Origin of the sequence: Buttiauxella gaviniae, assembly GCF_040786275.1 — a bacterium.
Taxonomy (GTDB): Bacteria; Pseudomonadota; Gammaproteobacteria; order Enterobacterales; family Enterobacteriaceae; genus Buttiauxella; species Buttiauxella gaviniae_A.
In genome coordinates this window covers 2,799,654-2,823,422 of the sequence record NZ_JBFMVT010000002.1, presented here as the reverse complement: position 1 = coordinate 2,823,422, position 23,769 = coordinate 2,799,654, and the positions used below count along the sequence as shown (strand labels likewise).

Genomic DNA, 23,769 nt, shown 5'->3' with positions numbered 1-23,769 from the left:
ATTCGTTACGAAACAAAAGATTCTTTATGAAAATATTCTGCAACTAATGTGCCACCCGCATTCATGAATGACAAACTAAGCAATAAGCTCTATTTCTTGTGAAATAAGGATTTCTGGAATCATAAGCTGAACCAGAATGGCTCCCATGATGTGTGCAAATGCACCAATAAAGTGCGCTAACGCTGTTCTAGCTCATCAAATTTTGCATACAGCTCAGCGATATGATGAATACGCTGGCGGCCCGTAGTTAACGCTTCATGCAGCACGGCATTCGCTAACACATTCACGAGGCTCATCGCGCTGCTGTAGGAGTCGAAAGCAGAAACGCTATCGAGTGGAGCGGCAAAATGCCAACGGCAGTAAGGCGTAAGGCCTGAGCCCTGCGCTTCGCTCATAACCAGCAGCGGCACCTGACGTTTATGCAGATTCGCCAGCAAAGGTTTGATAATGCGTGGGCGGCGACGAAACGCGATGGCAATAACGCAATCTTGCTCGCTGATATCCACCACCTCTTCCGCCAGCGTCTGGCCGGGTTGAGGCAATAACCAGACATCGCTCCGAATCTGTAATAACTGCTGGCGCAAGTGCATAGCAACCGGCCATGAGTTCCGTAACCCAATGATAAAAATGCGTTTTGAATGATTAATCGCCGCCACAACTTCTGCGAATTGCTGCGCATCCAGCAGATTGACCCACTGCGTCAGATTCGCCATTTCTTGCTTGTAGTGACGTGCTAATAACGTGTTACCTTGCACAGCATCGCGGTTTTCCGTAAGCGGCATTCCGCTCTGGCGCAGGGTACGCAGCTCCTCACGCATATCTTTGTAGCGCTCATAACCCAGACGTTTAAACAAACGGCTTACCGTGGCCTTCGATACGCCAGAAAGGCGAGCAAGTTCTGCGCTGTTGTAGCTAATCAGGTCATCAAAATGGTCGACAATAAATGCGGCAACCTTTTGTTCCTGCGGGGAAAGCTGCTCGTATGTCGCTCTCAAGCGCTCATCTAATTGTTTCATTGCGACCTCTGTAACTTTTGTTTCACCCGAGCCTGGCACAGTGAAACTCACTGCGCAACCTGGAACATCTCTTGCTTAGAGATAACACCGGGCTTCCGTTCTGAGAGAGTAAATAATGATGCAAAGCAATATGGCACCTTCCGGCATGGCCGTCACCCCGCACCATTTGGCCAGCGAAACCGCGTTATCGGTGCTGCGTCACGGAGGTGATGCTATTGAAGCGATGGTTGCCGCCGCCGCAACCATCGCCGTGGTCTATCCCCATATGAATGGCATTGGCGGCGACGGTTTCTGGCTGATTGTACCGCCAGAAGGTGAGCCCATTGCGATTGACGCCAGCGGCTCTGCGGGCTCGCTCGCAACACTGGAATTTTACGCAGGCGAGCAATCCATTCCTCATCGCGGGCCAAAATCCGCGTTGACCGTACCCGGTACTCTAAGCGGCTGGGACGAAGCCCTCAAAATCGCCGCACAGCTTGGTGGGGGGCAATTACCCCTCTCTCGTTTACTGGCTGATGCCATTCGTTATGCGGCAGATGGTATTCCCGTCACACAGTCCCAGGCGCTGGCGACTTGCAGCAAATATGACGAGCTGGTGAATGTTTCCGGTTTTGCTGAGACTTTTTTAGACCGCGGTGAAATTCCACCAGCCGGGAGCCGTTTTACTCAGCCACGCCTTGCCGAAACGTTGACGCGCCTGACCGTCGAAGGGCTGGAGAGTTTTTATCGCGGCCCTTTAGCAGTGCTAATCGCTGAAGAACTCGCGGATTCAGGCATCCCTATAAATCGGCAGGATCTTGCAGCCCAGCGCGCAAAACGCCGTATTCCTCTGCATCTTAGCCACCAGCATGGCGATATTTATAATATGACGCCGCCGACTCAGGGGCTGGTTTCGCTGGCGATCCTGGGGATCACCGATAATCTGGATATGGCGCAAGCAAACGAAACGCAAACCGTTCATCGCATCGTTGAGGCGACCAAAAAAGCCTTTGCGCTGCGCGATCAATACATCACCGATCCGCGTCATATCACCACCTCGATTCAAAGCCTGTTAGATCCTGCGCCGCTCAGCGCACTTGCCGCAGAAATTGACGACACAAAAGCCGCTGCCTGGGGAACCGGCAAAGGGCCTGGCGACACGGTCTGGATGGGCGTCATTGACAGCAGCGGTTTAGCGGTCTCGTTTATCCAGAGCATTTATCATGAGTTCGGCAGCGGCGTGGTGCTGCCCAAAACGGGTGTTTTATGGCAAAACCGAGGGGCGGCGTTCAGTCTCAAACCAGAAAGCCTGTTAAGCCTTGCGCCAGGCAAACAGCCGTTCCATACCCTGAATCCAGCCGCAGCGCGTCTCGCTGATGGCAGAACGATGGTTTACGGATCGATGGGGGGGGACGGGCAACCGCAAACTCAGGCGGCTATTTTTACACGCCATGTCATTCAAGGAATGCCATTGCAAGAGGCGGTAAGCGCCCCGCGCTGGCTATTGGGAAGAACGTGGGGGCAAGCCTCTGACAGCCTGAAATTAGAAGCGAGATTCAGCCCGGAAACTTTCACCGCTCTTCGTGACCTGGGGCATGAAGTAGAAACCTTGCCAGACTTTAGCGAAGCCGTCGGCCATGCAGGTGCCATTGTGCGCCATACCAACGGCATGCTTGAAGGGGCATACGACCCGCGCAGCAACGGCAGCGCCGCCGGATTTTGAGGATAAAACAATGACCGCAAAACCTATCGACTGGCCCGTTTATATCCAGCTAATGGAACAACTGCTCAACGTTCCCCTGGATGACTCGCGCCGAAAAGAACTCGAAGTCCAGTTGACTCGCATGGCAGCCCTCGCTGAGCCGCTGATGGAATTTCCCCTGCCACAACGCCAGGAAGTGGCGGGAGTCTATAAATTATGAGCACGCCTTCCATTCGTGAAATTCAGCAGGGATTAGCCAGCGGCGAGTTTTCCGCGCAGGAACTGGCCGGGCTTACGCTTGCCAAAATAGAAAAAACGCACCCTGAGATTAATGCTTTTACGGAAGTCACCGCGAAACGTCTGATGCAAGAAGCTGCCGCCATTGACCAACAGCGCTTACGTGGAGAAACACTTCCCTTATTAGCTGGCGTGCCATATGCGGTGAAGAATATCTTTGATATTAAAGAGGTGATAACGCTTGCGGGCGCGGAACTTTTTAGCACACTGCCGGCCACGAGCGATGATGCATTCGCTATTAAACAACTGAGCAAAGCCGGGGCAATGCTTTCAGGTGCGCTGAATATGGATGCCTACGCCTACGGCTTTACCACGGAAAATAGCTATTATGGCGCGACACGAAATCCACATGATATAACCCGAATTGCGGGCGGTTCATCCGGCGGTTCAGCCGCAGCCGTCGCCGCAGGAGTAGTGAATTTTACTCTGGGCACGGATACCAACGGCTCGATTCGGGTTCCGGCTTCGCTGTGCGGTGTACTCGGATTAAAGCCAACGTTCGGACGCCTTTCCCGTAGCGGCAGCCAGCCATTTGTTGCAAGCCTCGATCATATCGGGCCTTTAGCTCGCAGTGTGGATGATCTGGCTCGCGTTTATGACGCGCTCCAGGGATCCGATCCCCACGATCTTTTCCAGGCAGATCGCAATATCGAACTCGTTTCTGAAATCCTTGAGCAGCCCGTTAATATGCGCTGCGCTGTATTGGGTGGATTTTTTGATAGCGGGTGTGATGATGATGCTAAAGCGGCGGTAGCTCAGGTGGCTCGAGCCCTTGAAGCCATCGAATGCATAACATTACCGGAAGCGGAATTAGCACGTTCGGCGGCATTTTTGCTGACCGCAGCGGAAGGGGGAAATCATTACTTACCCACACTCCGCGAGCAGGCAGAGCGTTTTGAACCTAACTCCCGCGAACGCCTGTTAGCAGGCGCAATGACCCCTTCAGCCTGGTATACGCAGGCACAACGTTTCCGGGCGTGGTTTCGTGATAAGACCCTGCCGCTCTTCGAAAATTTCGATTTGCTTATCGCCCCTGCAACACCGTGCAGCGCCACACTGATTGGTCAGCAAACCATGCACATAAACGGGATAGAGCTCCCTGTCAAAGCCAGTATGGGGATGCTAACCCAGCCTATTTCTTTCCTTGGCTTGCCGGTTATCACAGTGCCGTTAGCTACCGCAAGTGGCCATCCTATTGGCGTGCAGCTTATAGCCGCGCCATGGCGGGAAGATATCTGCCTGCAAGCCGCCCATCAGCTTGAAATAAAGGGTATGCTGATGGGGAAAACCCACCAGGTAAGGTAAGTATTATGACGCGAGACAATATTGATCGCCCGGCAATCGTTAATGAGGTGAGTGCCGCTTTTTACCGCTATGAGCAGGCGTTAATCAGCAACGATGTTGCGGTATTAGACGAACTGTTTTGGTCCGATCCGCGTACTGTCCGCTACGGTGCCAACGAAAATTTATACGGTATTGAAGAAATCAGAGCGTTCAGAAACAGTCGTTCATCTCAGGGGTTAGACCGCCTTTTGCAAAACACCACTATCACGACATATGGCGATGATATGGCAGTTGCCAGTACCGAGTTCACCCGCGAAGGCAGCGATAAAATTGGCCGCCAGATGCAAACCTGGGTCAAGTTCCCTTATGGCTGGCGTATCGTTGCGGCACATGTGAGTTTGATGGGTTGATACTAGTCTCACTCTCCCTGTCGGGAGAGTGAAGAAAATGGATGCGTTTTCACCCAATGCTCGGCAATATCCTGGCGGCGACAGATCCACACATCATCGTGCTGCTGCACATAATCCAGAAAACGCTGTAGCGCCCTGAAGCGCCCCGGACGCCCCAGTAAACGGCAGTGCATACCTATCGACATCATTTTCGGTGACGTTTCACCTTCCTCGTACAACACATCAAAGCTGTCTTTCAGATAGGTATAAAATTGCTCGGCAGTATTAAACCCCTGCGCGGTGGCAAAGCGCATGTCGTTAGTATCAAGCGTATAAGGCACAATCAGATGCGGTTTCACGGAGCCGTCGCTACAGGTCACTTCGTTCCAGAACGGCAGATCGTCACCGTAATAATCGCTGTCATAAAGGAAGTTACCCTTTTCAGCCACCAGCCGACGTGTGTTTGGGCTGTCGCGGCCGGTGTACCAGCCCAGCGGTTTACTGCCAAATAAATCTTCAAGAATTTCGATGGCCTGGTGCATATGCTGGCGTTCGGTTGCTTCATCCAGGTTTTGATAATGGATCCAGCGCCAGCCGTGGCTCACCACGTCATAATCCGCCGCTTTTATCGCCGCGACAATTTCTGGATTCCGCGCCAGCGCCATTGCGACACCGAAAATACTCATCGTCAGGCCGCGCTTTTGAAACTCATTATGGATGCGCCAGAATCCGGCGCGAGAGCCATATTCGTAGAGAGAATCCATGGACATATGGCGATCCGGGAAACTGGCGGCGCCGATAATATCCGAGAGGAATTGTTCCGACCCAGCGTCACCATGCAGTACGTGGTTTTCGCCCCCCTCTTCAAAGTTGAGGACAAACTGCACGGCAATTCGAGCGTTATTCGGCCACTGCGCATGAGGCGGCTTACCGGCATAACCTTTCATGTCACGCGGGTAGTTTTCGGTAAAGCTATAGATTTTTTTTGGCTCGGCTTGCATGGTTCGGTTCCTTGTCTGGCCGAGCCTGAACATCAACTCAGCATGTTAAAATAGCCAGATAGCGGCTTTTTATTGGGATACGCGAGGTCGCCGTTTTTGCTGGTGCCAAGGCCAAGTGCAATCAGGGATTCCACCATTTTCACCGCAGCGGTGACGCCATCAATCACCGGAATCCCCAGCTCTGAAGTTAACTCCCGGGCAAGATTTGCCATCCCGCCGCAGCCAAGCACAATGGCCCCGCTGTTATCTTCCTTTATCGCCTGTATACAACGCTCGCGTACTTTCATCTGAGCAAGACCCGTGCCATCTTCCAGGGCGAGTACCGGTAAGTCGATCGCATGCAGCGCTGCACAATGGTGTTCAAATCCATACTGACGCAATAAATGACGGGCAATAATTACCGTCCGCGGAAGTGTGGTGACGATAGAAAATCGTGTCGCAACAAGCGTCGCCATATGCATCGCCGCTTCTGCGATACCTATTACCGGGCCAGTGGCGAGTTCACGCGCGGCCAGCAAGCCAGGATCACCAAAACAGGCAATCACATGGCCGCTGACGCCCTGCTCCTTGCCCAGTTTGATTTGCTCAAGCACACCGATTGCGGCAACCGCTTCATCAAAATGCCCTTCTATCGATTCCACGCCCTGGGTCGGACAGACCGCCATAATTTTGCTTGATGGCGCGGCCACACTACGGGCAGCTTCAGCGATTGTGTGTGTCATCGCTACGTTGGTATTGGGATTAATAACCTGAATCAAATGTTGCGTCATACGGGTTCCTGTTGGTTTTTCGCCCTGACATGCAGCACTACGCCAGGGCAAAGTGATGATTTGTTGCACTATGATAATGCAAGGAAGCTCTCAACATAGCCTTATTAATGCGCCATTTGGCGTTAAAACGCCCATCGTTTCTTTAAAAATGAAACCTGGCCTGGTTAATGCAACGAAAGTTGCAGACATTCCGTCAGCATCTGTTTTTGAAAGGAGCAGATATCATGCCAGGTAATATTGAACACAATGCAACGACCACAATTGATAACGCCAACGCCGGGTACAGCCCGCGCCTTTGTAATGATGATCTGGCGCCAACGCGCAACCAGACGTGGTCTTGGTACAACATTTTTTCTTTCTGGATGTCCGATGTGCACAGTATGGGTGGCTATGTGGTGGCGGCCAGTTTCTTCACGTTGGGATTAGCAAGCTGGCAGGTGTTAGTTTGCTTGTTGGTTGGAATTTGCATCGTGCAAATTTGTGCAAACCTGGTCGCAAAACCCAGCCAGATGGCGGGTGTGCCTTATGCAGTGATTTGCCGCCAGGCATTTGGTGTATTCGGTGCCAACATTCCGGCAGTGATTCGCGGGCTTATCGCCTTCGCCTGGTACGGTATTCAAACCTATCTGGCGGCAAATGCATTGATGTTAGTGATGCTGAAGTTTTGGCCGTCACTTGCGCCAATGACCAGCGGGCATTTCCTGGGGCTTTCCCATCTCGGATGGATTTGCTTTGGCATCATGTGGGTATTGCAAGCGATGGTGTTCTGGCATGGGATGAACGCAATTAAGCGATTCATTGATATCGCAGGGCCTGCTGTATATGTCGTGATGATGGCGCTGGCCGGCTGGATTTTATATCAAACAGGATTCGACGGTATTTCGTTTACGCTTGCCAGTAAGCAACTCACTTCCGGCGAACAAGCCTGGGAGATGCTGACCGCCACCGCGCTGGTCGTTTCTTACTTCTCGGGCCCGCTGCTGAACTTTGGAGACTTCTCCCGCTACGGCAAAAGTATGAAAGAAATTCGCCGGGGTAACCGTTGGGGGCTTCCGTTTAACTTCCTGCTGTTTTCCATCGTCACCGTCATCATTGTCTCCGGTACCCAATCGCTGTTTGGCAAAATGATCACCGACCCCATCGAAACGGTAAGCCACGTAGGAAATAGCCTTGCGATGGCAATTGGTTTGCTGACCATGATTACCGCCACTATCGGGATTAATATTGTCGCGAATTTCGTCTCACCCGCATTCGACTTTTCTAACTGCTCACCGCAGAAAATCAGCTTCCGTACAGGCGGCATGATTGCGGCGGTCGGTTCCGTGTTGTTAACCCCCTGGAACTTGTTCCAGTCGCCAGAGCTTATCCATTACACGCTGGACGTGCTCGGGTCATTCATTGGACCGTTGTTCGGTATTCTGCTGACGGATTTCTACATCATCAAACGCAGCAAAATTTACGTCGACGATCTGTTTGATGACACTCCAAAAGGCCGCTATTGGTACAAACGCGGCTTCAATCCCAAAGCAATACTTGCCCTGGTGCCTTCAGTTGCCGTTTGCCTGACGATCAGTTTTATTCCAGCATTGCATAGCGTGGCTAACTTTAGCTGGTTTATCGGAGCCTTCCTGAGTGCTGGCTGTTATCGCTGGCTGGCGCGTGCTGAGAAGGTGAGTGATGTGGCGGGTTATAACGGAGAGATCGCTGTTTCGAAAGAGTAAAACGACGAAAGCCTGAATCATTTCTGATTCAGGCTTTCTAATTGTGGCGGAACGGACGGGACTCGAACCCGCGACCCCCTGCGTGACAGGCAGGTATTCTAACCGACTGAACTACCGCTCCGCGTTTGTTCCCCGTCGGGAACGAGGCAGATATTACGTATTGTGGTCTGGAGCGTCAACACTTTTTCTTATCAAAATAATCGTTTGCCGCAATTTTCACCCGAACGGTGGTTTTTAATCCATTTACGCGGTTTTTATATGCGCCATAGGCAGCTTCCGCCTTTCTTCTCAACAAGATCAAGTCGCGATTCATGCGCTTCTAGCTCTGTATCACTTGCGCGAATAATGCGTACACCGCTGCTATGGCGGACAATACGCTGAATACCGTTGTCTCCGGAGCGCTGCTGCACATCCCCTTCCATGGCAAACTTCAGGGAAGTTTGCCCGCCGGTCATCATTAAATAGACGTCAGCCAGTATTTGGGCATCGAGTAATGCGCCGTGCAGCGTTCGTTTGCTGTTGTCTATTTCATAGCGAGAGCAGAGTGCATCCAGGCTGTTTCGCTTACCGGGAAACATCTTACGTGCCAGCGCCAGGCTATCGGTGACCTTGCAGAAGGTGTTGGTTTTCGGGATATCACGTTTGAGTTTACCGAACTCATAGTCCATAAACCCGATATCAAACGAGGCATTATGGATGACAAGTTCTGCGCCACGGATGTAATCCATGAATGAATCAGCAACCTGGTCAAAGGTTGGTTTGTCGGCCAGAAACTCATCAGCAATACCATGCACGCCAAAGGCTTCCGGGTCGACTAAGCGATCCGGTTTTAAATAGACATGGAAGTTATTACCCGTCAGGCGGCGGTTGATCACTTCAACCGCACCGATTTCAATAATGCGATGCCCTTCGTAGTGAGCACCGATTTGGTTCATACCGGTAGTTTCAGTATCGAGGACGATCTGTCGTGTAATTGGTGTGCTCATGGCGCTCGTTTATGTCAGACTTAGTTTTTTAATCACAGGAAGTCTACCAGAGATGCGCAAACAGGTAGAAATTTTCACCGATGGATCTTGCCTCGGTAACCCGGGTCCGGGTGGTTATGGTGCGATTTTACGATACAAACAACACGAAAAAATTTTCAGCGAAGGTTACCGCTTAACCACGAATAATCGCATGGAATTGATGGCCGCAATCGTGGCGCTCGAAGCATTGGTTGAGCATTGCGATGTGGTATTAAGCACCGATAGCCAATATGTCCGCCAGGGCATTACTCAGTGGATCCATAACTGGAAAAAACGTGGTTGGAAAACTGCAGATAAAAAACCAGTGAAGAACGTGGATCTATGGAAAAGGCTTGATGCGGCATTGAGTGAGCATAAAATCAGTTGGGAGTGGGTGAAAGGCCATGCCGGTCACCCTGAAAACGAACGTTGTGATGTGTTGGCTCGTGAGGCGGCATCTAATCCAATTCATGAGGATGTGGGTTATGTCCCAGAGGCGAAACTTTAGTCGTTTCACGAAACTGCCTGGTCGCCCCCACCGCTGAGCGAATTTGCGTTTTCGTTTTGCGGCTTTTCATGGGATTAAGCGTAAGCGGCAACGTCCGCTTGCGTGCCACAATTACATGCATACACCCCAACGCAGGAAGATGGGTACTGAGCATTTTCCCACCTTGCTTACTCCAGGGTAAAACCTGAAAACTACGCTGATGCATCACTTCAAAATTCAGCAATGCCAGCCAATCGAACATTCTCATTGGGGTAAACATGCGGCAACGATATGGCGTGCGTTTACGAATAAAAGGCACCGCTTTCCCCAGACCCAATAAACTTATCGGGTTAAAGGTGCTCATAATTAACCAGCCATCATCAATCAAAACTCGGTCAACTTCTCGCAGTAATCCGTGAGGATCCTGGCACCAGGGTAATGTATGGGCCAACATACATGCATCGATAGATTTAGCGGCAAAGGGGAGTTGAAGCGGGTCCGCATGGACTTGAAGACGCTCGCCCTGTAAGGCGACATTCACCTGGTGTGAAATAGCGCAGCCTTCGGTATTGATTTCCGTGCTCAAATTGCCAATCTTCAGGAGATGGAAACCAAACATTTTTGCAAGCCAGGGCTGGAGTTGGGTTTCCAGTGCCTCACGGTAGTACTCACCCCAGGGCAGTTCTCCCCAATGATGCGGTGGAATGAAATTATCAGGTATCCTTGCCGGTTTCATCACTACCTTCTTAGCGCAATTCAAAGAGGTTGAATTATGAATCTTAACAGTATTTCTGCATTCCAGGATAACTACATCTGGGTTCTGACTAATGAGCAGGGGAAATGCATCATCGTAGACCCCGGTGATGCTCAACCAGTACTTACCGCTCTTGAGCAGAACCAATGGCAACCCGAAGCCATTTTGCTCACTCACCACCACAATGACCATGTTGGCGGCGTAAAAGAACTTCTCAAAAAGTATCCAGGGCTTGTGGTATACGGCCCCGAAGAGACACTAGATAAGGGAACGAGCCGGGTAGTCAGAGACGGCGAGAAGGTCAATATTTTGGAGTATGAATTTACTGTATTTGCCACACCTGGTCACACTTTAGGACATATCTGTTTCTATAGTAAACCTTATCTTTTTTGCGGCGACACGATGTTTTCTGGTGGCTGCGGCAGGCTTTTTGAAGGCACCGCCAAAAATATGTTTGATTCTTTTCAAAAGCTTAATAACCTTCCTGCTGAAACGTTAATTTGTTGTGCACATGAATACACTCTTTCAAACATACAATTTTCCTTATCTATTTTACCCAACGATGATGACTTAAACCGTTATTGTCGAAAAGTTAAGGAGTTACGTGCAAAAAACCAATCAACATTGCCAAGTTCGTTAGAAAATGAGCGCAAGATAAATTTATTTCTGAGAACAGATGATATTGATTTAAAAGAGAAAATATCAAAAGAAACAAACTTGCAACAACCACAGCAGATATTCGCATGGTTACGAACAAAGAAAGATGCATTCTAAATTTTAGGGTTGTGTTGTTTTAAACCTGAAGGTATCCTTGCTCGTCTTTTAAGCAACTATTGACACACACATGAAGGCAAAAGCGATATTACTCGCCTCTGTCCTGCTAGTGGGGTGCCAGGCGTCAAGGCATGACGGCAACATCCAACAGCACGCACAGAGTCTGTCTGCAGCTGGTCAAGGTGAAGCAGGAAAGTACACAGGTACGCGATGGATGGACGATGGGACATTCCTCGCGGATAACCAAAACTTGTGGAACTTCATTGGCGACGAGCTAAAGATGGGGATACCGGAAAATACCCGGATCCGCGAACAGAAACAGAATTACCTGAAGAATAAGAGCTATCTCCACGATGTAACATTACGGGCAGAGCCGTATATGTACTGGATTGCCGGGCAAGTTAAGAAACGTAACATGCCAATGGAACTAGTACTGCTACCCATAGTGGAGAGCGCTTTTGACCCCCACGCTACCTCTTCTGCAAATGCCGCTGGCATCTGGCAGATAGTACCGAGCACGGGGCGCAATTATGGTTTAAAACAGACCAAAGCATACGATGCACGTCGTGATGTAGTGGCTTCAACCACTGCCGCACTCGATATGATGCAGCGTCTGAATAAGATGTTTGACGGCGACTGGTTGTTAACCGTGGCGGCGTACAACAGCGGCGAAGGTCGTGTACTGAAGGCAATGAAAGCGAATAAAGCTCGTGGCTTACCTACGGATTTTTGGTCGCTTTCACTGCCACGGGAAACCAAAATTTACGTGCCGAAAATGTTGGCTTTGAGTGATATTCTCAAAAACAACAAAAAGTACGGTGTACGCTTACCGACGACTGATGAAAGCCGTGCGTTAGCACGTGTGGAAGTTAGCGATCAGGTTGAGCTTACGCAGGTCGCCGAAATGGCGGGTATATCATTAAATACGTTGAAAACGTTCAATGCCGGGGTGAAAACGTCGACGATTGGCAAAAATCAACGTTACGTAATGGTACCTAAAAAGCATGCAGATCAGCTTAAAGCCTCTTTGGCTGCTGGTGAGATAGCTGCTGTGCAACCAAGGATGATCGCTGATAACAGCGGCACCGCAGGTGGCAGTAAATCTTATCGTGTTCGTTCAGGTGATACCTTATCGAGCATTGCTTCACGTTTAGGCGTGAGCACCAAAGAGTTACAAAGCTGGAATGGCATCCGTAGCGCACACTTAAAAGTGGGCCAAACGCTTAACGTCAAAAAAGGCGACGGGCGTTTAGCTAAAAACGATAGCATCACCTATAAGGTTCGTAAGGGTGATTCATTGTCCAGTATCGCGAAACGTCACGGCGTGAACATCAAAGATGTATTGCGCTGGAACGATGATACCGACAATTTGAAACCGGGCGATCAGTTGACGCTGTTCGTGAGCAACAACTCTACACCTGATACGTGATTGTTGATTCGAAGAAAAGGCACCTAAAAGGTGCCTTTTTTATATCAAAATTTCACCGCTTCCAGCATCACAATATCGCTTGTAAACGAACCATCTGCCTGCAATTCAAAATAGCGTTGCACTTCGTCCGATGCACTTCGCTGATAAGCTCGAATAGCCTCAGCCATCACTGCTGGCGTTCTCATTCGTGCAATCCAGCTCGAATATTCCAGATTCAGGCGGTCACAAAGCAGATTTTGCGTCACTAACCCCGCATCATTAAACATACTCAACCACTCTCCGCTGGAATAATTGCGAACATGCGAAGTGTCCCGCAACGCTTCGACGGTTTGCAGCCAAATATCGAGAACCGGGTGCCCCGGAGACATCACATCCATAAAGATAATCACGCCGCCAGGCTTTAATACGCGTTTTACTTCGCGCAGCGCTTTGCCCACATCATGCCAGTGGTGAGCTGAATAGCGGCTGATGACAACATCAAATGCATCATTTTCAAACGGCAGTATTTCAGCATAACCCTGCTGGGTCGTTATGTTCGAGATCTCACGAGTTTTAGCTGCATCGTTTACTACCGCCAGCATTTGCTCTGAGAGATCGTAGGCAACAACGTTTTTCACCTGAGCCGCAGCAATAAAACTGGCATGCCCTGCCCCGCATCCCATATCAAGCAAACGCGCATCAGAGAAATCAGCCAGACGAGCACTCAGGCGTTCCAGATCACGCCCTGAAGCATGTACCGCGCTCGTCAGATAAGCTCTAGCCTGAGAACCAAATTGTTGATCGACTTTGTCGTGGTGAGACTGTGTTGTCATTGTGTTGTCCTTGCAGTTGATTATAAGTAAGGGCAGCGTACAAGTCTGCCCAGTGGCAGACCTGACGAACCTTACTTCAGCTCAGGTTTGCCGGGACGAAATTCGACTAGTAGAGGGTTGTGATCGGACGCGCGAGTAACCAGAACAGAAGCTTCTGTGACGTTTAAACCACGATAAAAAACAAAATCGAGGGGGCGACCAAAAGCACGGCGGCGATGATCATCAGTAAAGCGAACTTCTCGTAGGGCCATCTCTCGAGCAAAACGGTACAGCGCGTTCATGCGTGGACGGCTCCAGGCATTAAAATCGCCCGCCATAATAACTGGGCCATTGTGGTGACCAATTTGATCGCCAATCGGCCCAAGTTGCTTGCTGTAGACATCCACGCCAAGACTGAAATTCACTGCATGAATATTAACGACCATCAACAGGCGGCCATCTGGCAACGGATAAACGGTGACTAAAGCGGATTTAGATAAACGTAAAATCGGCTCACGCTCACGCAGTGGGCAGCAATAAACCGGGTGCGCGGCGGATAATGTCATGACACCTGAAGGGTGTTGAGGCAGTAAAAAGGCTGGAACCTGATCCGCAGCCAAATAATTGCTGGTAGCAAATCTCACCAGCTCAGGAGTGGTTTGTGCCTCCTGCAATAAAACCAGGTGGGCATCTTTACCAAAATTTTGCAGCACTGAAAGCCATTCGGCGCGCTGCTGCTTAAAGATATTCCAGACCAATACTTTCAAAGAAGCCTCACTGGGTAAGGGTTCTCCGGGTGGCAATGCCTGGCCTATAGTTGCAAACGAGCCAGGAGGCAGAATACGTTCTGCTGGCTGTCCGGCAACATATCTCATGGCATAAGTATTTTTGCGCACGTTTTTACTGATGACCTCTATAACCAAAGAAGCCTCCAAATCGAAGGCTGTCTTTCAGTTATAGGGACTTTGGTGCAGAGTTTCAACGACCAATTTAACCATTGATGAACAAGACCGTAAGTAATTGCTAACAGCCTTCCTCAAAAGGGGCTAGTCGATTGCGACTTCACGACGCGTATCAAGCCGACCGCTGACAGTAATTAACAGCAACGCCACAACGACAATCACAGCCCCAATCCATGGTGTTTGTGCCAAACCAAAGCGTTGCACAGTCTGGCCGCCAATCACCGATCCTAACGCGATTCCGACGTTAAAAGCGGCGATATTCAGGCCTGAGGCGACATCAACCGCGTTTGGTGTATATTGCTCCGCTTTCTGCACGACGTATACTTGCAAGCCAGGTACATTACCGAAGGCAAAAACCCCCATAATTAATACAGTCACCAACGCGCCAAGGTGCGAACTTGATGTGAACTGGAAAACCAGCAGCAATGCGGCAAGTGCTGCAAAAATAAACTTCAGGGCAGGCACTGCACCATGACGGTCAGCCAATTTTCCTCCCCAGATATTACCGATAGCCACAGCTACGCCATATCCCAGTAAAATCCAGCTCACTGCAGCCGGTGAGTATCCAGCAAGATTTTGCATCATCGGCGCCAGGAAGGTAAATGCGGTAAACACACCACCGTAACCCAGGGCGGTTATTGCATAGATGATCAATAAACGTGGATGTGTCATGACTTTTAATTGATCTTTCAGCCTGGCAACTGCACGGGTTGGAATGTCTTTTGGCACCAGAATAGTGCTGCTGATTAATGCAATCACCCCGATTGCAGAAACTGCAAGGAAGGTTTCACGCCACCCAAAATGCTGACCGATAAACGTGCCAAGTGGCACGCCAGTGACCAATGCAACGGTCAAGCCACCAAACATAATCGCAATAGCCGACGCGGCTTTCTCTTTAGGCACAAGGCTTGTAGCAATTGTGGAACCAATCGAGAAGAAAACACCGTGGGCGAGGCCAGTCAATAAACGGGCAATAACCAATGTTTCATAGTTTGGTGAAAGCCACGCTAACACGTTCCCTGCGGTAAAGAGAGCCATCAGGCCAATCAATAATTGTTTACGCGGTAATTTCCCAGTGAGTGCAGTTAGCACCGGAGCCCCAACGGCAACACCCAATGCGTATATAGAAACTAGCAGGCCAGCGGAAGGTAATGAAATTGAAAGCTGATCGGCAATGGTTGGTACCAAACCGACAATAACAAACTCAGTTGTACCGATTGCGAATGCACTGATGGTCAGTGCCCAAAGTGCCAGAGGCATGATTTACTCCATAGCAGGTGTCTTTTGATGACACGCAGTATGGCAAGATGGTTAAATAACAAAAATATGCAAAATCTCAATATAATTTTGCCTCAGGAGCAACAATGAAGGCTACCTCTGAAGAACTGGCTATTTTTGTCGCCGTTGTGGAAAGTGGAAGTTTTAGTCGAGCGGCTATACAACTTGAGTTAGCAAACTCAGCGGTAAGCCGCTCAGTCAAGAAACTGGAAATGAAGTTGGGTGTGACACTACTTAATCGCACAACGCGCCAGTTAAGCCTGACAGAGGAAGGTGAGCGCTATTTCCGCCGTGTCCAACAAATATTGCAGGAGATGGCAGCTGCGGAAAATGAACTGATGGAAACCCGGCAAAGTCCTCGCGGTTTATTGCGAATAGATGCCGCGACACCTGTTATGTTGCATCTTTTGATGCCACTCATTAAGCCCTTCCGTGAACGCTATCCGGAGGTAACGCTCTCGCTTATTTCATCGGAAACATTCATCAACCTGATTGAGCGAAAGGTTGATGTGGCGATCCGCGCGGGCACTTTGACTGACTCCACTCTACGGGCAAGGCCTCTTTTTACCAGCCAACGTAAAATTATTGCCTCTCCAGAATATTTAGCCCAATACGGTACACCGCAGACAGCAGAGGATCTTCAGGATCATATTTGCCTGGGGTTTTCTGAGACGGAAAGTCTGAATAAATGGCCTGTAGCTCAAGCTGATGGGCTGCGTTATGACATAACAGGGGGAATAACATCAAATAGCGGTGAAACACTCAAGCAACTTTGCCTGAGCGGAAATGGTATTGCTTGTCTTTCTGACTATATGATTAATAAAGAGATTGCTGAGGGAAAGTTTGTCGAGTTACTGACAGATAAACTGTTGCCAGTCGAAATGCCTTTTAGTGCGGTGTATTACAGCGACCGGGCAGTCAGCAGTCGTATCCGAGCATTTATTGATTTTCTCAGTGAGCATGTGCAACAGCCCCCGCAGGGGCTGTAATGGAAAATTAATCCCAGGCTGGAGCCAAACCTTCTGGACTCACCAGTCGGTCATTACGGTCAAGGTCAGCAATAGCCGACATATCGTCCTCATCCAGCGTGAGAATCTGTGCCTGTAAGTTGCTTTGCAGGTTTTCACGTTTTGTGGATGAAGGAATAACGGCATAACCCAACTTCATTGCCCATGCCAAAATGACCTGCGCTGGGATCGCATTATGTTTCAGAGCAATTTGCCCAATCACTTCATCTGACAGGGCTTTGCCATAGGCAAGTGTCATATACGAGGTGATATGGATGTTATGTTTGTTTGCCCACTCCACCACTTTGCGGTTCTGCAAATATGGAGAAAGCTCAATTTGATTGGTCGCAATATTCTCAGCACCAACGGCATCTATGGCTTGCTGCATCAGATCGATAGTGAAATTAGAAATACCAATCTGGCGCGTCAGTCCTTCATTTTTCGCAGTCAATAATGCCTGCATGAACTCAGCGACTGGCACAGCATCATTCGGTGATGGCCAGTGAATCAGGGTTAAATCAACGTAATCAGTATGCAACTTACGCAAACTTTCCTTCAGACCTGGAATGAGTTTGTTTTTGTCCAAATTCTCAATCCAGATTTTGGTCGTGATAAAGAGATCTTCACGTGCAACACCACTTTCTTTGATCGCCAGCCCAACAGCCGCTTCATTGTCATAGATTTGAGCGGTATCAATGGCACGATAACCTAATTCAAGCGCTGTTTTTACGGACTTGATAACGACATCGTCTTTTAAACGAAAAGTACCTAAACCAAATGCAGGAATTGTCATTTTTACCTCGTTGGGGGATATGTGTTTGTTATACGAGGATTATGGAGGGAACAACTTTGCTGAAAAAGGTAGATAAATGCAGAAGATATTTGCATCAAAAACAATAATAAGAGATTTTTTATTGAATTTCAGGCAAGAAAAAAGCCCTGAGTCTAAAAGACTCAGGGCTTAATAAGTGGCGGAACGGACGGGACTCGAACCCGCGACCCCCTGCGTGACAGGCAGGTATTCTAACCGACTGAACTACCGCTCCACCGAATTTCTTACTACCACCAGATGTCACTCTGGCTCTTACTGCTTTGAATTTGGAGCCTGGCAGTTCCCTACTCTCGCATGGGGAGACCCCACACTACCATCGGCGCTACGGCGTTTCACTTCTGAGTTCGGCATGGGGTCAGGTGGGACCACCGCGCTAGTGCCGCCAGGCATATTCTGTTTCATTAACCGTCACCTCCCGGGTGACCGTTAACCTAAATCCGGAATTCAGCTGAAAATTAAAATCAAATCTCTCTCACCAAAACACCTTCGGTGTTGTAAGGTTAAGCCTCACGGATCATTAGTACTGGTTAGCTCAACGTATCGCTACGCTTACACACCCAGCCTATCAACGTCGTCGTCTTCAACGTTCCTTCAGGAGCCTTAAAGGCTCAGGGAGAACTCATCTCGGGGCAAGTTTCGCGCTTAGATGCTTTCAGCGCTTATCTTTTCCGCATTTAGCTACCGGGCAATGCCATTGGCATGACAACCCGAACACCAGTGATGCGTCCACTCCGGTCCTCTCGTACTAGGAGCAGCCCCCCTCAATTCTCCAGCGCCCACGGCAGATAGGGACCGAACTGTCTCACGACGTTCTAAACCCAGCTCGCGTACCACTTTAAATGGCGAACAGCCATACCCTTGGGACCTACTTCAGCCCCAGGATGTGATGAGCCGACATCGAGGTGCCAAACACCGCCGTCGATATGAACTCTTGGGCGGTATCAGCCTGTTATCCCCGGAGTACCTTTTATCCGTTGAGCGATGGCCCTTCCATTCAGAACCACCGGATCACTAAGACCTGCTTTCGCACCTGCTCGAGCCGTCACTCTCGCAGTCAAGCTAGCTTATGCCTTTGCACTAACCTCACGATGTCCGACCGTGATTAGCTAACCTTCGTGCTCCTCCGTTACGCTTTAGGAGGAGACCGCCCCAGTCAAACTACCCACCAGACACTGTCCGCAACCCGGATCACGGGTCTACGTTAGAACACCAGCCATTAAAGGGTGGTATTTCAAGGTTGGCTCCACAAGAACTGGCGTCCTCGCTTCAAAGCCTCCCACCTATCCTACACATCAAGGACCAGTGTTCAGTGTCAAGCTATAGTAAAGGTTCACGGGGTCTTTCCGTCTTGCCGCGGGTACACTGCATCTTCACAGCGATTTCAATTTCACTGAGTCTCGGGTGGAGACAGCCTGGCCATCATTACGCCATTCGTGCAGGTCGGAACTTACCCGACAAGGAATTTCGCTACCTTAGGACCGTTATAGTTACGGCCGCCGTTTACCGGGGCTTCGATCAAGAGCTTCAGCTTGCGCTTAACCCCATCAATTAACCTTCCGGCACCGGGCAGGCGTCACACCGTATACGTCCACTTTCGTGTTTGCACAGTGCTGTGTTTTTAATAAACAGTTGCAGCCAGCTGGTATCTTCGACTGCCTTCAGCTCCACCCGCGAGGGGTTTCACTTACCGACAGCGTGCCTTCTCCCGAAGTTACGGCACCATTTTGCCTAGTTCCTTCACCCGAGTTCTCTCAAGCGCCTTGGTATTCTCTACCTGACCACCTGTGTCGGTTTGGGGTACGATTTGATGTTACCTGATGCTTAGAGGCTTTTCCTGGAAGCAGGGCATTTGTCACTTCAGCACCGTAGTGCCTCGTCGTCACACCTCAGCGTTATACAGAAGTCCGGATTTACCTAAACTTCCCGCCTACATGCTTAAACCGGGACAACCGTCGCCCGGCCAACATAGCCTTCTCCGTCCCCCCTTCGCAGTAACACCGAGTACAGGAATATTAACCTGTTTCCCATCGACTACGCCTTTCGGCCTCGCCTTAGGGGTCGACTCACCCTGCCCCGATTAACGTTGGACAGGAACCCTTGGTCTTCCGGCGAGCGGGCTTTTCACCCGCTTTATCGTTACTTATGTCAGCATTCGCACTTCTGATACCTCCAGCAGCCCTCACAGGCCACCTTCGACGGCTTACAGAACGCTCCCCTACCCAACAACACCTAAGTGTCGCTGCCGCAGCTTCGGTGCATGGTTTAGCCCCGTTACATCTTCCGCGCAGGCCGACTCGACCAGTGAGCTATTACGCTTTCTTTAAATGATGGCTGCTTCTAAGCCAACATCCTGGCTGTCTGTGCCTTCCCACATCGTTTCCCACTTAACCATGACTTTGGGACCTTAGCTGGCGGTCTGGGTTGTTTCCCTCTTCACGACGGACGTTAGCACCCGCCGTGTGTCTCCCGTGATAACATTCTTCGGTATTCGTAGTTTGCATCGGGTTGGTAAGCCGGGATGGCCCCCTAGCCGAAACAGTGCTCTACCCCCGAAGATGAGTTCACGAGGCGCTACCTAAATAGCTTTCGGGGAGAACCAGCTATCTCCCGGTTTGATTGGCCTTTCACCCCCAGCCACAAGTCATCCGCTAATTTTTCAACATTAGTCGGTTCGGTCCTCCAGTTAGTGTTACCCAACCTTCAACCTGCCCATGGCTAGATCACCGGGTTTCGGGTCTATACCCTGCAACTTAACGCCCAGTTAAGACTCGGTTTCCCTGCGGCTCCCCTATACGGTTAACCTTGCTACAGAATATAAGTCGCTGACCCATTATACAAAAGGTACGCAGTCACCCCATAAAGAGGCTCCCACTGCTTGTACGTACACGGTTTCAGGTTCTGTTTCACTCCCCTCGCCGGGGTTCTTTTCGCCTTTCCCTCACGGTACTGGTTCACTATCGGTCAGTCAGGAGTATTTAGCCTTGGAGGATGGTCCCCCCATATTCAGACAGGATACCACGTGTCCCGCCCTACTCTTCGAGTTCACAGAAGGTGTATTTTTGTGTACGGGAGTATCACCCTGTACCCTGCGACTTTCCAGACGCTTCCACTAATACACAAACTGATTCAGACTCTGGGCTGCTCCCCGTTCGCTCGCCGCTACTGGGGGAATCTCGGTTGATTTCTTTTCCTCGGGGTACTTAGATGTTTCAGTTCCCCCGGTTCGCTTCGTTAAGCTATGTATTCACTTAACGATAGTGCAACGGATTGCACTGGGTTTCCCCATTCGGAAATCGTCGGTTATAACGGTTCATATCACCTTACCGACGCTTATCGCAGATTAGCACGTCCTTCATCGCCTCTGACTGCCAGGGCATCCACCGTGTACGCTTAGTCGCTTAACCTCACAACCCGAAGGTGTCTCGTGAGACACAATCGGTGTCGTGAAAATTTGAGAGACTCGAACACACTTCACTTCCTTTCTTATTACGGAGAAAGGAAACAGTGTGTCGTTTCAATTTTCAGCTTGTTCCGGATTTTTAAAGAGCAAATATCTCAAACGTGACTGCTAAGTCAGTTTTGAGATATTGAGGTCGGCGACTTTCACTCACAAACCAGCAAGTGGCGTCCCCTAGGGGATTCGAACCCCTGTTACCGCCGTGAAAGGGCGGTGTCCTGGGCCTCTAGACGAAGGGGACACTGAAGTCTCACTCGCAAGACGCCTTGCTTCTTTACATCTATCAGACAATCTGTGTGAGCACTACGCAAGTTCGTATCTTTCAGGTAAGGAGGTGATCCAACCGCAGGTTCCCCTACGGTTACCTTGTTACGACTTCACCCCAGTCATGAATCACAAAGTGGTAAGCGCCCTCCCGAAGGTTAAGCTACCTACTTCTTTTGCAACCCACTCCCATGGTGTGACGGGCGGTGTGTACAAGGCCCGGGAACGTATTCACCGTAGCATTCTGATCTACGATTACTAGCGATTCCGACTTCACGGAGTCGAGTTGCAGACTCCGATCCGGACTACGACGCACTTTATGAGGTCCGCTTGCTCTCGCGAGGTCGCTTCTCTTTGTATGCGCCATTGTAGCACGTGTGTAGCCCTACTCGTAAGGGCCATGATGACTTGACGTCATCCCCACCTTCCTCCAGTTTATCACTGGCAGTCTCCTTTGAGTTCCCGGCCGGACCGCTGGCAACAAAGGATAAGGGTTGCGCTCGTTGCGGGACTTAACCCAACATTTCACAACACGAGCTGACGACAGCCATGCAGCACCTGTCTCACAGTTCCCGAAGGCACTAAGGCATCTCTGCCGAATTCTGTGGATGTCAAGAGTAGGTAAGGTTCTTCGCGTTGCATCGAATTAAACCACATGCTCCACCGCTTGTGCGGGCCCCCGTCAATTCATTTGAGTTTTAACCTTGCGGCCGTACTCCCCAGGCGGTCGACTTAACGCGTTAGCTCCGGAAGCCACTCCTCAAGGGAACAACCTCCAAGTCGACATCGTTTACGGCGTGGACTACCAGGGTATCTAATCCTGTTTGCTCCCCACGCTTTCGCACCTGAGCGTCAGTCTTTGTCCAGGGGGCCGCCTTCGCCACCGGTATTCCTCCAGATCTCTACGCATTTCACCGCTACACCTGGAATTCTACCCCCCTCTACAAGACTCAAGCTTGCCAGTTTCAAATGCAGTTCCCAGGTTGAGCCCGGGGATTTCACATCTGACTTAACAAACCGCCTGCGTGCGCTTTACGCCCAGTAATTCCGATTAACGCTTGCACCCTCCGTATTACCGCGGCTGCTGGCACGGAGTTAGCCGGTGCTTCTTCTGCGAGTAACGTCAATCGCCAAGGTTATTAACCTTAACGCCTTCCTCCTCGCTGAAAGTACTTTACAACCCGAAGGCCTTCTTCATACACGCGGCATGGCTGCATCAGGCTTGCGCCCATTGTGCAATATTCCCCACTGCTGCCTCCCGTAGGAGTCTGGACCGTGTCTCAGTTCCAGTGTGGCTGGTCATCCTCTCAGACCAGCTAGGGATCGTCGCCTAGGTGAGCCATTACCTCACCTACTAGCTAATCCCATCTGGGCACATCTGATGGCAAGAGGCCCGAAGGTCCCCCTCTTTGGTCCGAAGACGTTATGCGGTATTAGCTACCGTTTCCAGTAGTTATCCCCCTCCATCAGGCAGTTTCCCAGACATTACTCACCCGTCCGCCGCTCGCCGGCAAAGTAGCAAGCTACTTCCCGCTGCCGCTCGACTTGCATGTGTTAGGCCTGCCGCCAGCGTTCAATCTGAGCCATGATCAAACTCTTCAATTAAAAGCTTGATTTGCTTACAATGAGTAAGCGGTGCTCAAAAATTAACTTTCGTAATAATTCAACTAAATGAATTACTGCTTGGTCACTCTTCAAGACTTGATATTTTTTTGATACCCGGAGGTATCTGAGATATCAATCCTGCGAGTGCCCACACAGATTGTCTGATAAATTGTTAAAGAGCAGTGAGTTACGCGCTTTCGCTTGCTAACTCGAGGTGGCGTATATTACGCTTTCCTCTTTCAGAGTCAAGCGTTTATTTTCGCTTTTCGTCTGGCTGACGGGCCGGTTTGTAAGCCGTTGTGCCGTGTCAGTGGAGGCGCAGTATAGGGATTTTCTGGAAGCTGACAACCCCTATTTTCAAAATAATTACCAACCGCACACTTTTTGACCGCAATGGCTATTTTTGGCGCGTTTTAATGGCTTTTGGAAGGTCTGCGAGGCTATTAATGACAAGATCTGCCGCCGTTTCGCTTTGCTCAGTGACTGGTTTCCCTGTACGAACCAGAACTTTTGTCCCAACTTGAGCAGCGGCTGCTGCCTGCATGTCTTCTAATTTATCACCAACCATATAAGAAGAAGCCATATCGATACTCAAAAACTCCTGAGCAGAAAGCAACATGCCTGGTTGAGGTTTACGACAATCACAGCATTGACGAAACTCTTCTACTATTGCATCAGGATGATGCGGGCAATAATAGATACCATCCAGGTCAACGCCACGGTCAGCTAAAGACCAGTCCATCCATTCCGTCAGATTTTCAAAATCTGCTTCAGTAAACATGCCACGGGCAATGCCAGATTGGTTGGTAACGAGAATTAACGCATAGCCCATTGCTTTTAACTCACGCATTGCGTCAATCACACCATCAATGAACTCGAACTGATCAACTTCATGGACATAACCATGATCAACATTAATGGTGCCATCACGATCGAGAAAAATAGCGGGAACAGACTGTGCCACTT

General features: G+C 50.0%; 18 protein-coding genes, 3 tRNA genes, 3 rRNA genes and 1 pseudogene. 9 read left to right on the top strand and 16 right to left on the bottom strand.

Annotated elements, in window-relative coordinates; all coding sequences use genetic code 11:
• Nucleotides 1-176: 176 nt before the first annotated feature.
• The gene (locus tag AB1E22_RS13715) at nucleotides 177-1,016 is read right to left on the bottom strand and encodes a MurR/RpiR family transcriptional regulator (RefSeq protein ID WP_367595802.1); all 840 of its coding nucleotides are present in this window, start codon (nucleotides 1,014-1,016) and stop codon (nucleotides 177-179) included.
• 115 nt (nucleotides 1,017-1,131) lie between these two features.
• Between AB1E22_RS13715 and AB1E22_RS13710 the strand changes: the two genes are divergently transcribed.
• Genes AB1E22_RS13710 through hpxZ form a run of 4 tightly spaced genes read left to right on the top strand, consistent with a single transcriptional unit; the run spans nucleotide 1,132 to nucleotide 4,688 of the window.
• Nucleotides 1,132-2,718 carry a gamma-glutamyltransferase family protein gene (locus AB1E22_RS13710; RefSeq protein ID WP_367595801.1) on the top strand — a complete coding sequence of 529 codons (1,587 nt, stop codon included), beginning with the start codon at nucleotides 1,132-1,134 and terminating at the stop codon, nucleotides 2,716-2,718.
• A 10-nt stretch (nucleotides 2,719-2,728) separates the two neighbouring features.
• Nucleotides 2,729-2,917 (top strand): oxalurate catabolism protein HpxX, encoded by a 189-nt coding sequence (gene hpxX, locus AB1E22_RS13705; protein ID WP_367595800.1) that lies wholly within the window; start codon nucleotides 2,729-2,731, stop codon nucleotides 2,915-2,917.
• Nucleotides 2,914-4,299 (top strand): AtzE family amidohydrolase, encoded by a 1,386-nt coding sequence (locus AB1E22_RS13700; protein WP_367595799.1) that lies wholly within the window; start codon nucleotides 2,914-2,916, stop codon nucleotides 4,297-4,299. Before hpxX ends, AB1E22_RS13700 begins: the two co-directional genes overlap by 4 nt.
• Nucleotides 4,300-4,304: 5 nt before the next feature.
• On the top strand, nucleotides 4,305-4,688 hold the full coding sequence (hpxZ, locus tag AB1E22_RS13695; RefSeq protein ID WP_367595798.1) for an oxalurate catabolism protein HpxZ: 384 nt from the start codon (nucleotides 4,305-4,307) through the stop codon (nucleotides 4,686-4,688).
• Nucleotides 4,689-4,696: 8 nt separating this feature from the next.
• Here the strand turns inward: hpxZ and puuE are convergent, their stop codons facing one another.
• The gene (gene puuE, locus AB1E22_RS13690; RefSeq protein ID WP_367595797.1) at nucleotides 4,697-5,668 is read right to left on the bottom strand and encodes an allantoinase PuuE; all 972 of its coding nucleotides are present in this window, start codon (nucleotides 5,666-5,668) and stop codon (nucleotides 4,697-4,699) included.
• Between the two features lie 32 nt (nucleotides 5,669-5,700).
• Nucleotides 5,701-6,438: an aspartate/glutamate racemase family protein gene (locus AB1E22_RS13685; RefSeq protein WP_367595796.1), complete on the bottom strand. Its 738-nt coding sequence runs from the start codon at nucleotides 6,436-6,438 to the stop codon at nucleotides 5,701-5,703.
• Nucleotides 6,439-6,662: 224 nt separating this feature from the next.
• On the opposite strand from AB1E22_RS13685, the gene AB1E22_RS13680 reads away from it, so the two are divergent.
• Nucleotides 6,663-8,159, top strand: a complete 1,497-nt coding sequence (locus tag AB1E22_RS13680) for an NCS1 family nucleobase:cation symporter-1 (protein WP_367595795.1) — start codon at nucleotides 6,663-6,665, stop codon at nucleotides 8,157-8,159.
• A 44-nt stretch (nucleotides 8,160-8,203) separates the two neighbouring features.
• Here the strand turns inward: AB1E22_RS13680 and AB1E22_RS13675 are convergent.
• Nucleotides 8,204-8,280 (bottom strand) — tRNA-Asp (locus AB1E22_RS13675).
• Between the two features lie 133 nt (nucleotides 8,281-8,413).
• The gene (dnaQ, locus tag AB1E22_RS13670; protein WP_367595794.1) at nucleotides 8,414-9,145 is read right to left on the bottom strand and encodes a DNA polymerase III subunit epsilon; all 732 of its coding nucleotides are present in this window, start codon (nucleotides 9,143-9,145) and stop codon (nucleotides 8,414-8,416) included.
• Between dnaQ and rnhA the strand changes: the two genes are divergently transcribed.
• Nucleotides 9,144-9,671 (top strand): ribonuclease HI, encoded by a 528-nt coding sequence (rnhA, locus tag AB1E22_RS13665; protein WP_367595793.1) that lies wholly within the window; start codon nucleotides 9,144-9,146, stop codon nucleotides 9,669-9,671. The two genes, dnaQ and rnhA, sit on opposite strands and share 2 nt — an antisense overlap.
• On the opposite strand, the gene AB1E22_RS13660 is transcribed toward rnhA, so the two are convergent.
• Nucleotides 9,622-10,386 carry a class I SAM-dependent methyltransferase gene (locus AB1E22_RS13660; protein ID WP_367595791.1) on the bottom strand — a complete coding sequence of 255 codons (765 nt, stop codon included), beginning with the start codon at nucleotides 10,384-10,386 and terminating at the stop codon, nucleotides 9,622-9,624. The genes rnhA and AB1E22_RS13660 overlap by 50 nt on opposite strands.
• Nucleotides 10,387-10,422: 36 nt before the next feature.
• Here AB1E22_RS13660 and gloB point away from each other — a divergent pair, with 36 nt between their 5' ends.
• Both gloB and mltD read left to right on the top strand, forming a co-directional pair.
• Nucleotides 10,423-11,178: a hydroxyacylglutathione hydrolase gene (gene gloB / locus AB1E22_RS13655; RefSeq protein ID WP_367595790.1), complete on the top strand. Its 756-nt coding sequence runs from the start codon at nucleotides 10,423-10,425 to the stop codon at nucleotides 11,176-11,178.
• A 70-nt stretch (nucleotides 11,179-11,248) separates the two neighbouring features.
• Nucleotides 11,249-12,607: a murein transglycosylase D gene (mltD, locus tag AB1E22_RS13650; RefSeq protein WP_367595789.1), complete on the top strand. Its 1,359-nt coding sequence runs from the start codon at nucleotides 11,249-11,251 to the stop codon at nucleotides 12,605-12,607.
• Between the two features lie 44 nt (nucleotides 12,608-12,651).
• Here the strand turns inward: mltD and AB1E22_RS13645 are convergent, their stop codons facing one another.
• From AB1E22_RS13645 to AB1E22_RS13635, 3 genes are all read right to left on the bottom strand, one after another.
• A complete protein-coding gene (locus AB1E22_RS13645) occupies nucleotides 12,652-13,419 on the bottom strand; it encodes a class I SAM-dependent methyltransferase (protein WP_367595788.1) in 768 nt (255 codons plus the stop codon).
• 71 nt (nucleotides 13,420-13,490) lie between these two features.
• Entirely contained in the window at nucleotides 13,491-14,294 is an 804-nt protein-coding gene (locus AB1E22_RS13640) for an endonuclease/exonuclease/phosphatase family protein (RefSeq protein ID WP_367597375.1), read from the bottom strand.
• A gap of 150 nt (nucleotides 14,295-14,444) precedes the next feature.
• Nucleotides 14,445-15,620, bottom strand: coding sequence for an MFS transporter (locus AB1E22_RS13635; protein ID WP_367595787.1), 1,176 nt, complete (start codon nucleotides 15,618-15,620; stop codon nucleotides 14,445-14,447).
• A gap of 104 nt (nucleotides 15,621-15,724) precedes the next feature.
• Between AB1E22_RS13635 and yafC the strand changes: the two are divergent.
• A pseudogene (gene yafC / locus AB1E22_RS13630) lies at nucleotides 15,725-16,638 on the top strand (DNA-binding transcriptional regulator YafC).
• On the opposite strand, the gene dkgB reads toward yafC, so the two are convergent.
• From dkgB to gmhB, 7 genes are all read right to left on the bottom strand, one after another.
• Nucleotides 16,635-17,438, bottom strand: a complete 804-nt coding sequence (gene dkgB, locus AB1E22_RS13625; RefSeq protein WP_367595785.1) for a 2,5-didehydrogluconate reductase DkgB — start codon at nucleotides 17,436-17,438, stop codon at nucleotides 16,635-16,637. The pseudogene yafC and the gene dkgB sit on opposite strands and share 4 nt — an antisense overlap.
• A 176-nt stretch (nucleotides 17,439-17,614) precedes the next feature.
• Nucleotides 17,615-17,691 (bottom strand) — tRNA-Asp (locus tag AB1E22_RS13620).
• 57 nt (nucleotides 17,692-17,748) lie between these two features.
• A 5S ribosomal RNA gene (rrf, locus tag AB1E22_RS13615) occupies nucleotides 17,749-17,864 on the bottom strand.
• A 109-nt stretch (nucleotides 17,865-17,973) separates the two neighbouring features.
• Nucleotides 17,974-20,881, bottom strand: a 23S ribosomal RNA gene (locus AB1E22_RS13610).
• Between the two features lie 218 nt (nucleotides 20,882-21,099).
• Nucleotides 21,100-21,175 (bottom strand) — tRNA-Glu (locus AB1E22_RS13605).
• An 86-nt stretch (nucleotides 21,176-21,261) separates the two neighbouring features.
• Nucleotides 21,262-22,803, bottom strand: a 16S ribosomal RNA gene (locus tag AB1E22_RS13600).
• The 16S, 23S and 5S rRNA genes sit together here with 2 tRNA genes alongside, the layout of an rRNA operon.
• Nucleotides 22,804-23,200: 397 nt before the next feature.
• Nucleotides 23,201-23,767 carry a D-glycero-beta-D-manno-heptose 1,7-bisphosphate 7-phosphatase gene (gmhB, locus tag AB1E22_RS13595; protein WP_367595784.1) on the bottom strand — a complete coding sequence of 189 codons (567 nt, stop codon included), beginning with the start codon at nucleotides 23,765-23,767 and terminating at the stop codon, nucleotides 23,201-23,203.
• Nucleotides 23,768-23,769: the final 2 nt, after the last annotated feature.

Bases quoted from the DNA above. Each gene is read 5' to 3' on its own strand.
- gloB (WP_367595790.1), top strand. From the start codon at position 10,423: ATGAATCTTAACAGTATTTCTGCATTCCAGGATAACTACATCTGGGTT.
- hpxZ (WP_367595798.1), top strand. From the start codon at position 4,305: ATGACGCGAGACAATATTGATCGCCCGGCAATCGTTAATGAGGTGAGT.
- AB1E22_RS13715 (WP_367595802.1), bottom strand. From the start codon at position 1,016: ATGAAACAATTAGATGAGCGCTTGAGAGCGACATACGAGCAGCTTTCC.
- mltD (WP_367595789.1), top strand. From the start codon at position 11,249: ATGAAGGCAAAAGCGATATTACTCGCCTCTGTCCTGCTAGTGGGGTGC.
- AB1E22_RS13635 (WP_367595787.1), bottom strand. From the start codon at position 15,620: ATGCCTCTGGCACTTTGGGCACTGACCATCAGTGCATTCGCAATCGGT.
- puuE (WP_367595797.1), bottom strand. From the start codon at position 5,668: ATGCAAGCCGAGCCAAAAAAAATCTATAGCTTTACCGAAAACTACCCG.
- AB1E22_RS13710 (WP_367595801.1), top strand. From the start codon at position 1,132: ATGATGCAAAGCAATATGGCACCTTCCGGCATGGCCGTCACCCCGCAC.
- AB1E22_RS13685 (WP_367595796.1), bottom strand. From the start codon at position 6,438: ATGACGCAACATTTGATTCAGGTTATTAATCCCAATACCAACGTAGCG.
- hpxX (WP_367595800.1), top strand. From the start codon at position 2,729: ATGACCGCAAAACCTATCGACTGGCCCGTTTATATCCAGCTAATGGAA.
- AB1E22_RS13660 (WP_367595791.1), bottom strand. From the start codon at position 10,386: ATGAAACCGGCAAGGATACCTGATAATTTCATTCCACCGCATCATTGG.
- AB1E22_RS13645 (WP_367595788.1), bottom strand. From the start codon at position 13,419: ATGACAACACAGTCTCACCACGACAAAGTCGATCAACAATTTGGTTCT.
- AB1E22_RS13680 (WP_367595795.1), top strand. From the start codon at position 6,663: ATGCCAGGTAATATTGAACACAATGCAACGACCACAATTGATAACGCC.
- rnhA (WP_367595793.1), top strand. From the start codon at position 9,144: ATGGCGCTCGTTTATGTCAGACTTAGTTTTTTAATCACAGGAAGTCTA.
- dkgB (WP_367595785.1), bottom strand. From the start codon at position 17,438: ATGACAATTCCTGCATTTGGTTTAGGTACTTTTCGTTTAAAAGACGAT.
- AB1E22_RS13700 (WP_367595799.1), top strand. From the start codon at position 2,914: ATGAGCACGCCTTCCATTCGTGAAATTCAGCAGGGATTAGCCAGCGGC.
- dnaQ (WP_367595794.1), bottom strand. From the start codon at position 9,145: ATGAGCACACCAATTACACGACAGATCGTCCTCGATACTGAAACTACC.